Genomic DNA, 15,220 nt, shown 5'->3' with positions numbered 1-15,220 from the left:
GGCTTTTGCGTTTATTCGACAGCTTTCACCAATTTTAAGGCAAATTTAAGCTGGAATTTCATTTCAAATACATTAAATCTTTGTTACAATAAGACAGCTTTGCCTAGAGACACGTTTATCGATTCGACATCTTTCTTTCATGATTTCTTAAAATTTTTATGTTTTGATATGAAACTCTTTGAATGATTCATGCGTCTCTATAAGTGTCAAAAGAAAAGAGGTTATCAATATGCTATTCAAAAAGCTATCAGAAAATAAGTCTGTAAAATGGATAGGATATACGGGCTTTTACTTACTTATTTTGCTATTATTGTTCTTTATTTACGGATTCCATACAGCAAATACGGGATCATTCATTTACAACGATTTTTAATTGGAGATTAAACTATGAAACTATTACACACGATTCATGAATACCAACAAACGAAACCAACACAGCCAGCATTTGTTTCTCAACATGCTTCGATCACATATGATGAGCTTTGGCATCTATCAGACCAAATGGCCGGTGCGATCGATGCAGTCGCAAATGGTAGTGCACCTGTCATTGTATACGGTCATATGGAGCCAGAGATGCTGATTTCTTTCTTAGGCAGTGTGAAATCAGGCAGACCTTATATTCCGGTCGACATCTCAATACCTGCCGAGCGTATCGTCTCAATTATTGAAAGCTCAAAAGCCAGTCTGTTGATTTGTGCAAATGAGCAGAATGTATTAGATGTAGAAGAACACATTGAAGTGAAAAGTGCGGCATCTCTTTTAGCTCTTGAAAAAGAAGCACCGCCATCCTCGCAGTGGGTTCAACAGGATGATGTCTTTTACATCATTTATACGTCTGGCAGTACCGGAAAACCGAAAGGCGTTCAGGTAACAGCCAATAATTTAGAAAGCTTTACAGAGTGGATGTGCCGAGACTTCCCAATTGGCGGGGGGCGTACGTTCTTAAATCAAGCACCATTTTCTTTTGACTTATCAGTGATGGATTTGTATCCAGCGCTTCAATCAGGCGGCACGCTTTACTGTTTAGTGAAAGATCTAGTGAATAAGCCGAAGGATATGTTTGCAGCACTCGGTCAATCTGACGTTGAAGTGTGGACATCAACACCTTCCTTTGTGCAAATGTGCTTAATGGACCCTTCCTTTACAGGAGAGCTTTTACCAGAGCTGAGAGTTTTCTTGTTCTGCGGAGAGGCACTTCCTGTATCTGTAGCAAGTGCACTCCTTGAGCGTTTTCCAAAAGCGCAGATCTTTAATACGTATGGTCCGACTGAAGCAACTGTTGCGATCACATCAATTGAAGTCACGCAGGAGATTCTTGATCAGCACGATTCTTTACCAGTCGGCTATGCCAAGCCTGATACAGATATCGTCATTTTAGATGAAGAAGGCAAGGCACTTCCTGATGGTGAAAAAGGGGAAATTGTCATCGTGGGGCCAAGCGTCACGAAAGGCTACTTAGGTGAACAAGCCTTAACGGATAAAGTGTTCTTTGAATACGAAGGACGCCCTGCATACCGCACAGGTGACGCAGGTGTGGCGCAGGATGGTTTGATTACGTGCCACGGTCGTCTGGACTATCAAATTAAGCTGCATGGATACCGGATGGAGCTTGAAGAAATTGAATATCATGTGAGCGAGACAACGTATGTCAATGCTTGTGTGATTGTGCCGTTCCAGCCAAACGGTCATGTGGAGTACTTGATTGCAGCCATTGTTCCAGCCGCGCATTCTTTTGAAAAAGAATATCAGCTGACAAGTGCAATTAAGAAAGAAATGGCGGATTCACTGCCTGCGTACATGATTCCAAGAAAGTTTGTCTACCTTGAGCAGCTGTATATGACGCCAAACGGGAAGGTTGACCGTAAGAGAATCGCGAAAGAGGTTCTTCTATGATTCCGTTTAGTTCATTCTTTTTCTTCATTCTAATTGGTATTCTTCTTTTGCCGACGATCATTCTTGGTCTTCGCGGCAAAAGAATGCAGGGCTACAACATGTTTGCAACGGTTGTGGCACTCGCGCTTGTTTTCTCAAAGGATGCACATGGCGCGCTGCTGCTCTTCTTGTTTACAGTGTGGCAAGTCTTGATCATCCGCCTATACATTGCGTACCGGCTGAAAGCGAATCAAGCGTCTGTTTTCTATATGGCAGTGGTGGCATCGATTTTGCCGCTTGTACTATCAAAGATTTTACCGTTCTTTTTAACTCATCAGCCGCATCAACCGCCGCCAATGAACTGGCTGAGCTTTTTAGGGATCTCGTACTTAACATTTAAAGGTGTTCAGTTAATTATCGAGACAAGAGACGGCTTGATTAAGAAGAAAATTCCGATTCATCGTTTGGTCTATTTCATTGTCTTTTTCCCGACAATTTCATCAGGTCCGATTGATCGTTACCGCCGGTTTGAAAAGGATATGGATACGCCGCCTGAAAAGGAAGCGTACAGTGATCTTCTATACGCCGGTATTCATAAAATTTTTATCGGCTTCTTATATAAGTTCATTATTGGTTATCTGATTCACACGTATATTCTCATGAATATTCATCACATTAGCAGCAGTCACTTTGTTCAACAGTTAACGTATATGTATGCGTACAGTATGTATTTGTTCTTTGACTTTGCTGGATATACAGCATTTGCTGTTGGTGTGAGTTATATGATGGGCATTAAATCACCAGAAAACTTTAACAAACCGTTTATCAGCCGGAACATTAAAGACTTCTGGAATCGCTGGCACATGTCCCTGTCCTTCTGGTTCAGAGACTACGTGTTTATGAGATTTGTGTTCTTTATGACAAAAAAGAAGTGGATCAAGAACCGTATGGCTGTATCAAATATTGGGTACTTTGTCCTCTTTCTATTGATGGGTGCTTGGCATGGTCTAGCACTTCAATATATTATTTACGGTCTATATCACGCAGTTGTGATGTCCGGTTACAATTTATTCGAGAAATGGAATAAGAAGCACAAGTGGTGGCCGGATAATAAGGTCACAATGGTTGTGTCGATCATTATTACATTCCATGTGATTTGTTTCGGATTTTATATTTTTTCAGGAAAACCATTTCATCATTAATCATTAAGGGAGTAGAAAATTATGGAATTTAAAAATCAAGTATACGGTATTATTGCAGAGGTTTGTCAGGACGACGTTGTGAAAGAAAATCCAGAGATTGCAATTTTTGAAGAAGGTCTTCTAGATTCATTTGGTACAGTAGAACTGCTTATGGCAATTGAAAGTCAACTCGGAATCACTGTTCCGATTACAGAGTTCGATCGTGATGTGTGGGATACACCGAATCACATTGCTGAGCAGCTGGCAGAGATGAAGTAATGAAAAAGCGTTTTTTTGGGCCGCTTATTTTAGCGGCTGTTCTATTCATTGGTGTTCTTCTTGTACCAAATGCATGGCTCTCACATCTGATCCCAAAAGACAAATTACAAAAGTCAGCCACAGAATTAGATCCAGGGATGTTCCAGGGGCTTTATTTACAAGATGAAATGCTAAAAGATCCAACTTATTTGCCGATCTATGGATCTTCTGAACTATCACGTTTTGATCCATATCACCCTTCGAATTTCTTTCATGAGAATCCTCAAGGGTTTACACCTTATCTTATTGGAAAAGGTGGGTCACAATCATTAATTCATGCGATGAACTTCGCAGCGCATATGGATGAGTTAAAAGGGAAGAAGCTTGTGTTTATCGTGTCCCCGCAGTGGTTTGTGAAATGGGGATCTGACGAGAATCACTTTGCGCCTAACTATTCAGCACTTCAAGCGCTTAATCTTGCCTATAATAAAGAAATTGATCCAACTGTGAAAAAAGAGCTGATTAAAAGAATCATGAAGTTTAAAGCAGTAAAAAACGACATGGTGATCACAGAGCTTTTTAAAGCAGAGCTTTCTGGGAACAAATTCGCTTATGGCGCGATTTCTCCTATTGCAAAAATGTATTATGGCATGCTTCAAAAGAAAGATATGTACTATACAATTGGATCGGGGCATGAACGTAAGCTTCAACCGTCTCCTTCAGTCAAAGGAAAAACATGGACTGAGCTTGAAAAAGAAGCGAGCGTTTTTGGTGCGAAAAGAGCAGGGGACAACCCGTTTTATATTAATCAAAAACTGTTTGACCGTAAGCTGAAACCGATCATGAAAAAGATGAAGGATTCCCGTGAAGGCCACTCTTATGTGGAATCACCAGAATACAAAGATTTTCAGATCATGCTGGATATTTTAAAACAGGCAGGGGCGAAGCCTTTGTTTGTGACGATTCCTGTCAATGGAAAATGGTATGATTATACTGGTTTTCCGAAAGAGGGACGTACGGGGTATTATGAAAAAATCAATCGTCAAATTCGAGATAATGGGTATGAAGTTGCAGATTTGACTAAGCATGAGTACGATCCTTATTTCTTTAAAGATACAATTCATGTGTCTTATAAAGGATGGGTGTACATCGATAAGGCGATCGAAAAGTTTTACAAAGAGCAGTAGAATGCAGCAGCTTTCTGCTGCTTTTTGTTTGTCGAATTGGCGGATATCTTGTATAACTAAGGGAAAAGGGCTATGCTGTAGATGGAGGCGATATGATGAATCGTTCTGAGAAAAAAGAACTATTGAAGCGTTCGAAGAAGCATTTTAATGATCATGCCTTTTGGGAAAAGCTAAAAAAGACGGCACAAAAAGCTGGTGTCTCTCTTGTCTATGCTGTTCTATTACTTTACTATACATTGCAAAAACCTGAAGTACCTGTCAAAGCGAAGACCCTTATTATTGGGGCGCTCGGATACTTTATCCTTCCAATTGACCTCATTCCCGATACATTGATTGGTGTCGGCTATACAGATGATTTAGGAGCGATCACATTTGCTCTGCTTCAAGTAGCGATGTACATTGATGATGATGTGAAAGGAAAAGCGAAGGACAGGCTATCAAAATGGTTCGGTGAAAAAACCGATACGTCTCTTATTGATCAAAAGCTTGAAGATGGCGGGGTGCCGTCTGCATAAAGAAAAGCCTCCAATAACAGAGGCTTTTTTTCATTATCCTAAAAATTTCACGCAAACCGGATGAGGGACGGCGATGTCTGATTGTAAGACAGTGAGTCGTCCTGTTTCTTTGTCGCGTTTGTATAACACGAGGTTGCTAGATTCTTGGTTTGAACCGACGAGGAATTCTTCAGTTGGATCAAGCACAAAGTCTCTAGGCCAGTTTCCTTCAGAAGAAGCAATCTCGACAAGACTTAATTGGCCGTCAGCGTCTGCTTTAAAAATCGCAATGCTGTCATGCCCGCGGTTTCCTGCATAAACAAATTGGCCATCTGAAGAGACGTGAATGGCACTGCCTTGATTGTTGTCTGTAAAGTCGCTTGGAATGGTTGCGATCGTTTGGATCTCTTCGAAATGACCATCTTCAAAGTAACGAAGCGCAATCACCTCTGAGCTTAGCTCTGTCATCACATATGCCACAGGTTTCGTTGGATGGAATGTGATATGACGAGGACCTGTGCCTGGTTTTGTTTCAAATGTATGAGCGAGCTCGAGTTTGCCGTTTTTTTTCTTATACGTATAAATGCCATCGGTCCCAAGGTCAACAGCCACTGCAAATTGTTCATCTGGTGTCAGACCCATAAAGTGAGTGTGCGGTTTTTCCTGACGATCTTCGTTCGGGCCAGTTCCTTCATGCTGCGCCTGTGACAGCGTGCGGATCACTGAGCCATTTTCAGCGTCGATTTCATACATCTCTGCTGTTCCTTTATGATAGTTCGCTGTAAAAGCTGTTTTTGTTTGACTGTCCACGCTGACGTGGCAAGGAGAAGCCCCATCGGCAAGCTCTTGGTTGATGAAACGAAGTGTGCCGGTTTCTTCATCAATTTGATACGCAGCAAGCCCGCCTTGTGATCCTTCTTTCACAACAGCATACACAAATTTTTGAGAATCTGAGACGGTTAAATATGTAGGGTTTTCAAGTTCAGCAGCCACTTCTACTTGCTCAATCTGCTGCTTGTCCGTATTTAATGTAAAAGTATAAACACCTTTACTGTCTCCCTTTGTATACGTTCCGATATAACCTCTGATGTTAGCCATGTATTGCCCTCCTTCTATAAGATGCTCTCATTTTATCATAAATTCATAGGAAAACGCTTTAGAAAGGCATGCCAAAAGAAAATCAAAAGCGTTGAAATCTACTAGTGTTCATTAAAAACCATGTGAAAAAATATCACAAACGTTTTCTCAAAAGAAAACCGTTCAGGTAAAGTAAATCAATTGAAGAAAAAATACAAAAAATTTTAAGTTTTTTCATTCCTTGTCTAGCAAAGGTGTAAGCGTATACATTTAATTTTGATTAGTCTAAATTGTCTAATAATTTTAAAAATGCTGTTGACACTGTATGGAAAGCGGCGTAAGATGGGTTCAACAAAAGCTAAACAAACACGCAGAGCAAGCGTGAGAGGCTTCAATAAAAAGTGTCTGAAAATTCAACTACTTTTTGTTTGAAAGAGAGGGTGCTCACTGAAAATGGAAGACCAAAAGGAACAGTGGATCTTTTTAAACGATGAACTCGTGAAAAAAGAGGATGCGAAAATTTCAGTTTATGATCATGGCTTCTTATATGGTGACGGTGTGTTCGAAGGGATACGCGTGTATAACGGAAATATCTTTCGAATGAAAGAACATTTAGACCGCCTGTATGATTCTGCTAGATCCATTATGCTGAACATTCCATATTCACTTGAGGAACTCACGGAAAAAATGATTCATACAGTTGAAAGGAACGGCCTAAAGGATGCCTATATCCGTCTTGTTGTCTCAAGAGGAGCTGGTGATCTTGGTTTAGATCCAAACAACTGCGGGAGAGCCAACACAGTGATCATTGTAGAGCCGCTGGCCATTTTTCCAAAGCACCTATATGAAACGGGTATTGATATTGTGACGGTACCGACGAGACGAAATCGTCCCGATGTACTGAGTCCAAAAGTGAAATCATTAAATTATTTGAATAACATCCTTGTCCGAATCGAAGCCCATATGGCCGGTGTGAGTGAAGCGCTGATGCTGAACGATCAAGGGTACGTGGCAGAAGGTTCTGCAGACAATGTGTTTATTTATAAAAAAGGTAAGCTCTATACACCGCCAGGTTATATCGGCGCTCTTGAAGGCATCACAAGAAATGCCATCATGGAGATTGCAGAAGACTTAGGCTACGAAGTGAAAGAAGAACCATTCACAAGGCACGATGTGTATACAGCAGAAGAAGTTTTTCTGACAGGAACCGCAGCCGAAGTCATCGCCGTTGTAAAGGTTGACGGTCGTACAATCGGTGAAGGGAAACCTGGGGTCCACACAAACAAACTTCTTGAACAATTCCGCAAGCGAGTGGTTGAAGAAGGAGAAAAAGTCGTATTTACAGATGAAAACATTCACGCAAGCTAAATAGATATCGATAAACGTTGAAGAGGACTAGTAGCTTTAGAGTCAGTATCTACAGAGAGCCGGTGGTAGCTGGAAACCGGTGTTACTTTCTAAAGTGAACTCACCTCTGAGTGTCTGCTTGAAATGATAGTAGGGCAGACCGAGTGACATTGCTCACTCGTTACCAAAATGGATGAAAGATGTCCATGAGACGGCAGCAGATTTTGCCGTGAACAAGGGTGGTACCGCGAAAAACAAAGCTTTTTCGCCCCTTTGACCTAGTGAAAAGTAGTGTCATTGTGGGGTGAGAAGGCTTTTTTATATGGTCTAAAATCTCGATCTTGAATAGAAAAGGGTGAAAAGACTTGACTGAAGCAAGACAAAGAGGAGGAAATCAAATGGGGACAAATGTACAAGTGGAGACGGAAACATCTAAAGCACCACAAACAATGAACGGTGCACTCATGTTAATTGAAGCACTCAAAAGAGAAAAAGTAGAAGTTATTTTCGGATATCCAGGCGGAGCGGTTTTACCGATCTACGATAAAATTTATGATTCTGGTTTATTTCATGTCCTGCCAAGGCATGAGCAGGGTGCGATTCACGCAGCAGAAGGATACGCTAGAGTATCTGGTAAACCGGGTGTTGTCATTGCAACATCAGGACCTGGAGCAACAAACCTTGTCACAGGAATTGCAGATGCAATGATTGATTCACTTCCTCTTGTCGTCTTCACAGGACAGGTGGCAACCTCAGTCATTGGATCAGACGCTTTCCAGGAAGCAGACGTGCTCGGCATCACAATGCCCATCACAAAGCACAGCTACCAGGTGAGAAATCCAGAGGAATTACCGGGTGTCATTAAAGAGGCGTTCCACATCGCAACAACAGGCAGACCTGGTCCAGTCTTGATTGATATTCCAAAAGATGTGGCAGGCATTGAAGGAACGTTTGAATATGATCAGCCAATTGATTTACCTGGTTATCAGCCAAAAGTCGAGCCGAACTATTTGCAAATTCGCAAATTAGTAGAAGCTGTAAGCAGAGCGAAGAAACCAGTCATTCTAGCGGGAGCTGGCGTTCTTCATGGCAAAGCGTCTGAGGAATTAAGACAATATGTAGAGCAGCAGCAAATCCCAGTCGCTCATACACTGCTTGGACTTGGCGGCTTCCCAGCAAAGCATCCTCTTTTCCTAGGGATGGCTGGTATGCATGGCACATATGCGGCGAACATGGCTCTTCACCAATGTGATCTGCTCATTTCAATCGGTGCAAGATTCGATGACAGGGTAACAGGCAACCTCAATCACTTTGCGAAACATGCGAAGGTAGCACATATTGATATCGACCCAGCAGAAATTGGCAAGAACATTCATACCCATATCCCGGTTGTTGGAGACAGTAAACTAGTTCTTGAAGAGCTGATCAAGCAAGACGGGAAGCAAGGAGAATCAAATGAATGGAAAAACCAATTAGATCAGTGGAAGGAAGAATATCCGCTCTGGTACGTTGAAAACGAAGCAGAGGGCTTTAAGCCTCAAAAGCTGATTGAATACATTCATCAATTCACGAAAGGTGAAGCCATTGTGGCAACAGATGTCGGGCAGCACCAAATGTGGGCAGCGCAGTTCTATCCATTTGAAAATGCAGATAAGTGGGTCACATCTGGCGGCCTTGGTACGATGGGCTTCGGTTTACCGGCAGCTATTGGCGCTCAGCTGGCTGATCAGGAGGCAACGGTTGTGGCGATTTTAGGAGACGGAGGTTTCCAAATGACCCTGCAAGAACTTGCCGTTATCCGTGAGCTGAACCTTCCAGTGAAAGTGATTGTTCTGAATAATCACAGCCTTGGAATGGTAAGACAATGGCAAGAAATTTTCTACGAAGAACGCTACTCATATTCTAAATTTTCAGAGCAGCCAGACTTCGTAAAATTATCTGAAGCTTATGGCATTAAAGGAATTAGAATCTCATCAGACGAAGAGGCGAAAGAAAAGCTTGAAGAAGCGTTAACGTCAAGAGAGCCTGTTTTCATCGATGTCAATGTAGCGAGAGATGAAAAAGTATTCCCGATGGTTGCACCGGGGAAAGGACTTCATGAGATGGTGGGGGTGAAACCTTGAAAAGAATTATTGTGTTGACTGTATTAAATCGATCAGGCGTATTGAACCGAATCACTGGCCTTTTTACCAAACGACACTACAACATTGAAAGCATTACGGTCGGCCATTCTGAGATTCAAGATGTATCACGCATCACGTTCGTCGTCCATGTAGACCAAGAGAAAGACATTGAACAGCTGACAAAACAGCTGAACAAACAAATTGATGTTCTCAAAGTAACAGACATTACAAACCAATCAATCGTCCAGCGAGAGCTGGCTTTGATAAAAGTCGTTTCTGCACCAGCATCTAGAATGGAGATCACAGGGGTCATTGAACCATTTAGAGCCTCTATTGTAGATGTAAGCAGAGAGAGTGTCGTCATTCAGGTGACAGGTGAGTCTTCAAAAATTGAAGCACTCATTGAATTACTTAAGCCATACGGTATTAAAGAAGTCGCCAGAACTGGCACCACGGCCTTTGCGAGAGATAATCAGCAAAAGCCGCAATCAAATAAAACAATTTCAATTGTCTAAACAAAAGGAGAGAGTCAAATGGTAAAAGTATATTATAACGGTGATATTCAAGAAAACGTATTAAATGGTCAAAAGGTTGCCATCATTGGGTATGGATCACAAGGTCATGCACATGCATTGAACTTAAAAGAAAGCGGCGTAGATGTGATTGTCGGCGTGAGAAAAGGTGGATCTTATACAAAAGCACAAGAAGACGGCCATCAAGTATTCACAGTAAAAGAAGCGGCAGCACAAGCAGACGTCGTCATGGTACTACTTCCAGATGAGCAGCAAAAGAAAGTATATGACGAAGAAATCAAAGATCAATTAGAAGCAGGCAACTCACTTGTATTCGCACACGGATTCAACGTTCATTTCCATCAAATCGTTCCTCCAAGTGACGTAGATGTGTATCTTGTGGCTCCAAAAGGTCCAGGACATCTTGTGAGAAGAACATATGAGCAAGGCGCTGGTGTACCTGCACTATTTGCCATCTATCAAGATGTATCTGGTCAAGCGAAAGATAAAGCACTTGCTTATGCAAAAGCAATCGGCGGAGCAAGAGCGGGCGTCCTTGAAACAACATTTAAAGAAGAAACGGAAACGGATCTATTCGGTGAGCAAGCGGTCCTTTGCGGGGGTCTTACTTCACTTGTGAAAGCAGGATTTGAAACATTAACAGAAGCAGGTTATCAGCCAGAGCTTGCATACTTCGAGTGTCTGCATGAACTGAAACTGATCGTTGACCTTATGTACGAAGAAGGATTAGAAGGTATGAGATATTCAATCTCTGATACGGCACAATGGGGTGATTTCGTATCAGGACCACGCGTTGTGGATGCAAACGTAAAAGAATCTATGAAAGCCGTCTTGACTGATATCCAAAACGGAACATTCGCAAAAGAATGGATTGTTGAAAACCAAGTGAATCGTCCACGTTTCAATGCGATCAATGCAAATGAAAATGAGCACCAAATTGAAATCGTCGGAAGAAAGCTTCGTGAAATGATGCCTTTCGTCAAACAAGGAAAGAAAAAGGAAGCGGTGAGCGTCGGTGCGGAAAATTAATTTTTTTGACACAACACTTCGAGATGGAGAGCAATCACCAGGAGTGAACTTAAATGCACAAGAAAAGCTAATCATTGCAAAGCAGCTTGAGCGCCTTGGGGTTAATATCATTGAAGCGGGTTTTCCCGCTTCATCCCGAGGGGATTTCTTAGGCGTACAAGAAATTGCCAGATCGATTAAAAACTGTTCAGTTGCTGGTCTTGCGAGATGTGTGAAAGGTGACATTGATGCTGCATGGGAAGCGTTAAAAGATGGAGTGGAACCAAGAATTCATATCTTTATCGCTACTTCTGATATTCATCTGAAGCATAAACTAAAGAAAACACGTGAAGAAGTCGTAGAACAGGCTGTCTCAATGGTGAAATACGCGAAAGAACGTTTTCCAGTTGTCCAGTGGTCAGCAGAAGATGCGTGCCGTACAGATCTTGCTTTCTTAGCAGAAATTGTAGAGAAGGTCATTGACGCTGGGGCAAGTGTCATTAACTTGCCAGATACAGTTGGATACTTAGCGCCAAAAGAGTACGGCAATATCTTTAAATATATGAAGGAACACGTTCCAAATATCGACCGCGTCAACTTGTCTGCTCACTGTCATGATGACCTGGGAATGGCTGTAGCAAACTCACTTGCTGCCATTGAAAATGGAGCAAATCAAATTGAAACAGCTGTCAACGGAATTGGAGAACGCGCAGGGAATGCCGCTTTAGAAGAAATTGCAGTCGCTCTTCATATTCGAAAAGACTTCTACCAAGTCGAATCAACGATTCAATTGAATGAAATTAAGCGTACAAGTGATGTAGTGAGCAAATACTCAGGAATGATTGTACCGCGCAATAAAGCGGTCGTTGGCAACAACGCTTTTGCACATGAATCAGGTATTCACCAAGATGGTTTCCTCAAAGAAAAAACAACCTATGAAATCATATCTCCAGAGCTTGTCGGTGTGACAACAGATGTACTTGTCCTTGGGAAACACTCCGGACGACATGCGTTTAAAGACCGTATGAAAACGCTAGGCTTTAAACTAACAGAAGAAGAAATCAATAAGTTCTTCGAAACCTTCAAGAATTTGACGGAGAAGAAAAAAGAAATTACAGATGATGATTTGATCTCTATTATATTAGAAGAAAAAGTAGCAGACCGAAAAATTGGCTACGAATTTGAAAGTCTTCAAGTGCACTATGGAACAGAACAGATGCCAACAGCAACGGTCTCTCTGAAAAATCAAGAAACGCAGGAAGTCATTCAAGAAGCAGCTACAGGCGCAGGCAGTGTAGAAGCTGTGTACAACACGCTGGAGCGCTGTATGGAGGAAAGAATTCATTTGCTAGACTACCGTATTCAATCAAATGGAAAAGGCAGAGATGCACTAGCGGAAGTATATGTCACTGTTTCAATAGAAGGAAAAGAAACAGCTGGACGCGGTGTGGCGCAAGATGTGTTGGAAGCATCGGCGAAAGCCTACGTCAATGCAGTAAACAGGCATTTAATCTTTAAATCAAATCTGATTGAAATTGAGAAACATCACGCGATCTCATAGGAAAGGAGGTAGGTTCTCATGAAAAAGAAAATTGCACTTTTGCCCGGCGATGGAATCGGACCGGAAGTTGTGACATCTGCAGTCGCTGTCCTGAAAGAGACAGCGGCTCAATTTCAACACGAATTCGAATTCGAAACGGCGCTCATTGGCGGTATCGCCATAGATGAAAAAAACAATCCGCTCCCAAAAGAAACGGTTGATGTATGCAAGAGCGCTGATGCGATTTTATTAGGAGCAGTCGGCGGACCAAAGTGGGATCAAAACCAGCCAGAGCTTCGTCCGGAAAAAGGCTTGCTCGCCATTCGTAAACAGCTGGACTTATTTGCAAATATCCGTCCTGTCAAAGTGTTCGATAGCTTAAGCGAGGCGTCACCGTTAAAACAGGATCACATTAGCGGAGTCGATTTTGTCATCGTTCGTGAATTAACAGGGGGTCTCTATTTTGGTGAACCAAGCGAGCGCTACATGGATGAAGAAGGAAAAGAAGCTGCGGTTGATACGCTTCTTTATACAAAGGAAGAGATTGTCCGTGTATTAAAAGAAGCATTCGACATGGCCTTAACGAGACGGAAAAAAGTAACGTCTGTGGATAAAGCGAATGTTCTGGCTTCTAGTAAACTATGGCGGGATGCTGTAGAAGAAGTGGCTTCTCAATATCCAGAAGTTGCATATGAGCACATGCTCGTTGATAATGCCGCCATGCAGCTGATTTATAAGCCCGCTCAATTTGATGTCATTGTGACAGAAAATATGTTTGGTGACATTTTAAGTGACGAGGCTTCTATGATTACTGGGTCACTCGGTATGCTGCCATCTGCCAGTCTATCAAGCACTGGCCTCCATTTATATGAGCCGATACATGGATCAGCACCCGATATTGCGGGGCAAAACGTCGCAAACCCTCTGGCAACCATTTTGTCAGCAGCAAGCTTGCTTAGAACATCCTTTGCATTAGAAGAAGAAGCGGCTGCCATAGAAGAAGCTGTGGAAGCTGTTCTTACCTCTGGCAAACGAACAAAGGACTTATCGGCAAAAGAGGGAACGTATCAAACAACTGAAGAAATCACTCATGCAGTTGTAGACGCACTCAAGCAGCGCGCGAAAACAATTGTATAAATAGAATCTTGTGGAATTAGGTAGAGGGAGGAAAAGGGTTATGCCTCGAACAATCATCGAAAAAATATGGGATCAGCACGTTGTCAAAAACGGCGAGGGGAAACCAGACCTTTTATATATTGATCTGCACTTGGTGCATGAAGTCACATCACCTCAAGCATTTGAAGGATTAAGACAAAAAGGGCGCAAGGTGAGGAGACCTCAAAACACGTTTGCGACCATGGATCACAACATCCCGACTGTCAATCGATTTGTGATCAAAGATGAGATTGCGAAGAAGCAAGTGAGTGCTCTAGAGCGCAACTGTGCTGAATTTGGCGTCCGTCTAGCTGACCTTCATAGTGTAGACCAAGGGATTGTCCATGTTGTTGGACCAGAGCTTGGGTTGACACTTCCTGGGAAAACAATCGTTTGTGGAGATAGTCATACATCAACTCATGGCGCGTTTGGCGCACTTGCTTTTGGCATCGGTACAAGTGAGGTTGAACATGTACTGTCCACACAAACACTTTGGCAGCAGCGTCCGAAAACATTAGAAATTAGAGTAGACGGAAAGCTTCAAAAAGGGGTAACAGCTAAAGATGTCATTTTAGCAGTCATTGGTGCGCATGGCGTGAAGTTCGGATCAGGTTATGTGATTGAATACACTGGGGAAGTATTCAGAAACATGACGATGGATGAACGCATGACGGTTTGTAATATGTCGATTGAAGCAGGCGCAAGAGCAGGATTGATTGCACCTGATGAAGTCACCTTTGAATATTGCCGCGGCCGCAAATATGCACCGCAGGGAGAAGACTTCGAAGCAGCGATTAAAGAATGGGAAGAACTTAAAACAGATCCGGGTGCAACCTATGATAAAACGATAGTTTTAGATGGGAATGAGATTTCACCAATGGTCACATGGGGAATTAACCCAGGAATGGTGCTGCCTGTGGATGCGTCCATTCCAGGGCCTGAGGATTTTGCACAAGAGGATGATCAAAAAGAAGCGATTCGTGCATACGAATACATGGGTGTTCATCCGCATCAGCGTATTGAAGATATTACGATTGAACATGTGTTTATCGGCTCATGTACGAACTCAAGAATGACTGATTTACGCCAAGCAGCTTCTATGATAGAAGGACAAAAGGTAGCTGATCATGTCAGAGCGATTGTCGTGCCTGGCTCTCAAAGCGTCAAATTGCAAGCAGAAGAAGAAGGTCTTCATGAAATCTTCCTTGAAGCAGGATTTGAATGGAGAGAATCTGGCTGCAGTATGTGTCTAAGCATGAATAACGATGTGGTACCAGAAGGCGAACGCTGCGCATCTACATCAAACCGTAACTTTGAGGGACGTCAAGGAAAAGGTGCGAGAACGCATCTTGTCAGCCCGGCAATGGCTGCAATGGCTGCAATACATGGCCGATTTGTGGATGTCAGGAAGTTCAATCAAGAGAAAACAGTCGTGTAAGGAGTTG

At 42.5% G+C, this 15,220-nt stretch carries 14 protein-coding genes and 1 other annotated feature; of the genes, 13 read left to right on the top strand and 1 reads right to left on the bottom strand.

Features of this window, described 5'->3' with window-relative positions:
• The first annotated feature begins 223 nt into the window (after positions 1-223).
• The 6 genes from C6W21_RS08580 (at position 224) to C6W21_RS08555 (ending at position 5,013) form a co-directional block, all read left to right on the top strand.
• On the top strand, positions 224-373 hold the full coding sequence (locus tag C6W21_RS08580) for a teichoic acid D-Ala incorporation-associated protein DltX (protein WP_223249569.1): 150 nt from the start codon (positions 224-226) through the stop codon (positions 371-373).
• Between the two features lie 14 nt (positions 374-387).
• Positions 388-1,893, top strand: a complete 1,506-nt coding sequence (gene dltA / locus C6W21_RS08575; RefSeq protein WP_106049999.1) for a D-alanine--poly(phosphoribitol) ligase subunit DltA — start codon at positions 388-390, stop codon at positions 1,891-1,893.
• Entirely contained in the window at positions 1,890-3,074 is a 1,185-nt protein-coding gene (gene dltB / locus C6W21_RS08570; RefSeq protein ID WP_106049998.1) for a D-alanyl-lipoteichoic acid biosynthesis protein DltB, read from the top strand. The genes dltA and dltB overlap by 4 nt, the downstream gene beginning before the upstream one ends.
• Before the next feature lie 21 nt (positions 3,075-3,095).
• Complete coding sequence (dltC, locus tag C6W21_RS08565) at positions 3,096-3,332, top strand: D-alanine--poly(phosphoribitol) ligase subunit 2 (RefSeq protein WP_024423191.1); 237 nt, start codon at positions 3,096-3,098, stop codon at positions 3,330-3,332.
• Positions 3,332-4,498, top strand: a complete 1,167-nt coding sequence (dltD, locus tag C6W21_RS08560) for a D-alanyl-lipoteichoic acid biosynthesis protein DltD (RefSeq protein ID WP_106049997.1) — start codon at positions 3,332-3,334, stop codon at positions 4,496-4,498. Before dltC ends, dltD begins: the two co-directional genes overlap by 1 nt.
• Positions 4,499-4,593: 95 nt before the next feature.
• A complete protein-coding gene (locus C6W21_RS08555) occupies positions 4,594-5,013 on the top strand; it encodes a YkvA family protein (RefSeq protein WP_106049996.1) in 420 nt (139 codons plus the stop codon).
• A 33-nt stretch (positions 5,014-5,046) separates the two neighbouring features.
• Here C6W21_RS08555 and C6W21_RS08550 read toward each other — a convergent pair whose 3' ends face one another.
• Complete coding sequence (locus tag C6W21_RS08550; RefSeq protein ID WP_106049995.1) at positions 5,047-6,090, bottom strand: lactonase family protein; 1,044 nt, start codon at positions 6,088-6,090, stop codon at positions 5,047-5,049.
• A gap of 432 nt (positions 6,091-6,522) precedes the next feature.
• On the opposite strand from C6W21_RS08550, the gene ilvE reads away from it, so the two are divergent.
• From ilvE to leuC, 7 genes are all read left to right on the top strand, one after another.
• On the top strand, positions 6,523-7,437 hold the full coding sequence (ilvE, locus tag C6W21_RS08545; RefSeq protein WP_003216381.1) for a branched-chain-amino-acid transaminase: 915 nt from the start codon (positions 6,523-6,525) through the stop codon (positions 7,435-7,437).
• 8 nt (positions 7,438-7,445) lie between these two features.
• Positions 7,446-7,692, top strand: a binding site (T-box leader).
• 122 nt (positions 7,693-7,814) lie between these two features.
• Positions 7,815-9,539, top strand: a complete 1,725-nt coding sequence (gene ilvB, locus C6W21_RS08540) for an acetolactate synthase large subunit (RefSeq protein WP_106049994.1) — start codon at positions 7,815-7,817, stop codon at positions 9,537-9,539.
• On the top strand, positions 9,536-10,054 hold the full coding sequence (ilvN, locus tag C6W21_RS08535; RefSeq protein ID WP_034661705.1) for an acetolactate synthase small subunit: 519 nt from the start codon (positions 9,536-9,538) through the stop codon (positions 10,052-10,054). Before ilvB ends, ilvN begins: the two co-directional genes overlap by 4 nt.
• Before the next feature lie 18 nt (positions 10,055-10,072).
• Positions 10,073-11,101: a ketol-acid reductoisomerase gene (gene ilvC / locus C6W21_RS08530; protein WP_034661704.1), complete on the top strand. Its 1,029-nt coding sequence runs from the start codon at positions 10,073-10,075 to the stop codon at positions 11,099-11,101.
• Positions 11,088-12,641, top strand: coding sequence for a 2-isopropylmalate synthase (locus C6W21_RS08525; RefSeq protein WP_106049993.1), 1,554 nt, complete (start codon positions 11,088-11,090; stop codon positions 12,639-12,641). The genes ilvC and C6W21_RS08525 overlap by 14 nt, the downstream gene beginning before the upstream one ends.
• Positions 12,642-12,659: 18 nt before the next feature.
• Positions 12,660-13,757: a 3-isopropylmalate dehydrogenase gene (leuB, locus tag C6W21_RS08520; protein ID WP_106049992.1), complete on the top strand. Its 1,098-nt coding sequence runs from the start codon at positions 12,660-12,662 to the stop codon at positions 13,755-13,757.
• A gap of 40 nt (positions 13,758-13,797) precedes the next feature.
• Positions 13,798-15,213: a 3-isopropylmalate dehydratase large subunit gene (gene leuC, locus C6W21_RS08515; RefSeq protein WP_106049991.1), complete on the top strand. Its 1,416-nt coding sequence runs from the start codon at positions 13,798-13,800 to the stop codon at positions 15,211-15,213.
• Positions 15,214-15,220: the final 7 nt, after the last annotated feature.

It is taken from the genome of Bacillus sp. NMCN1, from assembly GCF_002998085.1.
In the GTDB taxonomy this organism is placed as follows: Bacteria; Bacillota; Bacilli; order Bacillales; family Bacillaceae; genus Bacillus.
The sequence above is the reverse complement of the archived record's forward strand: the minus strand, read 5'-3'. Positions and strand labels throughout refer to the sequence as shown.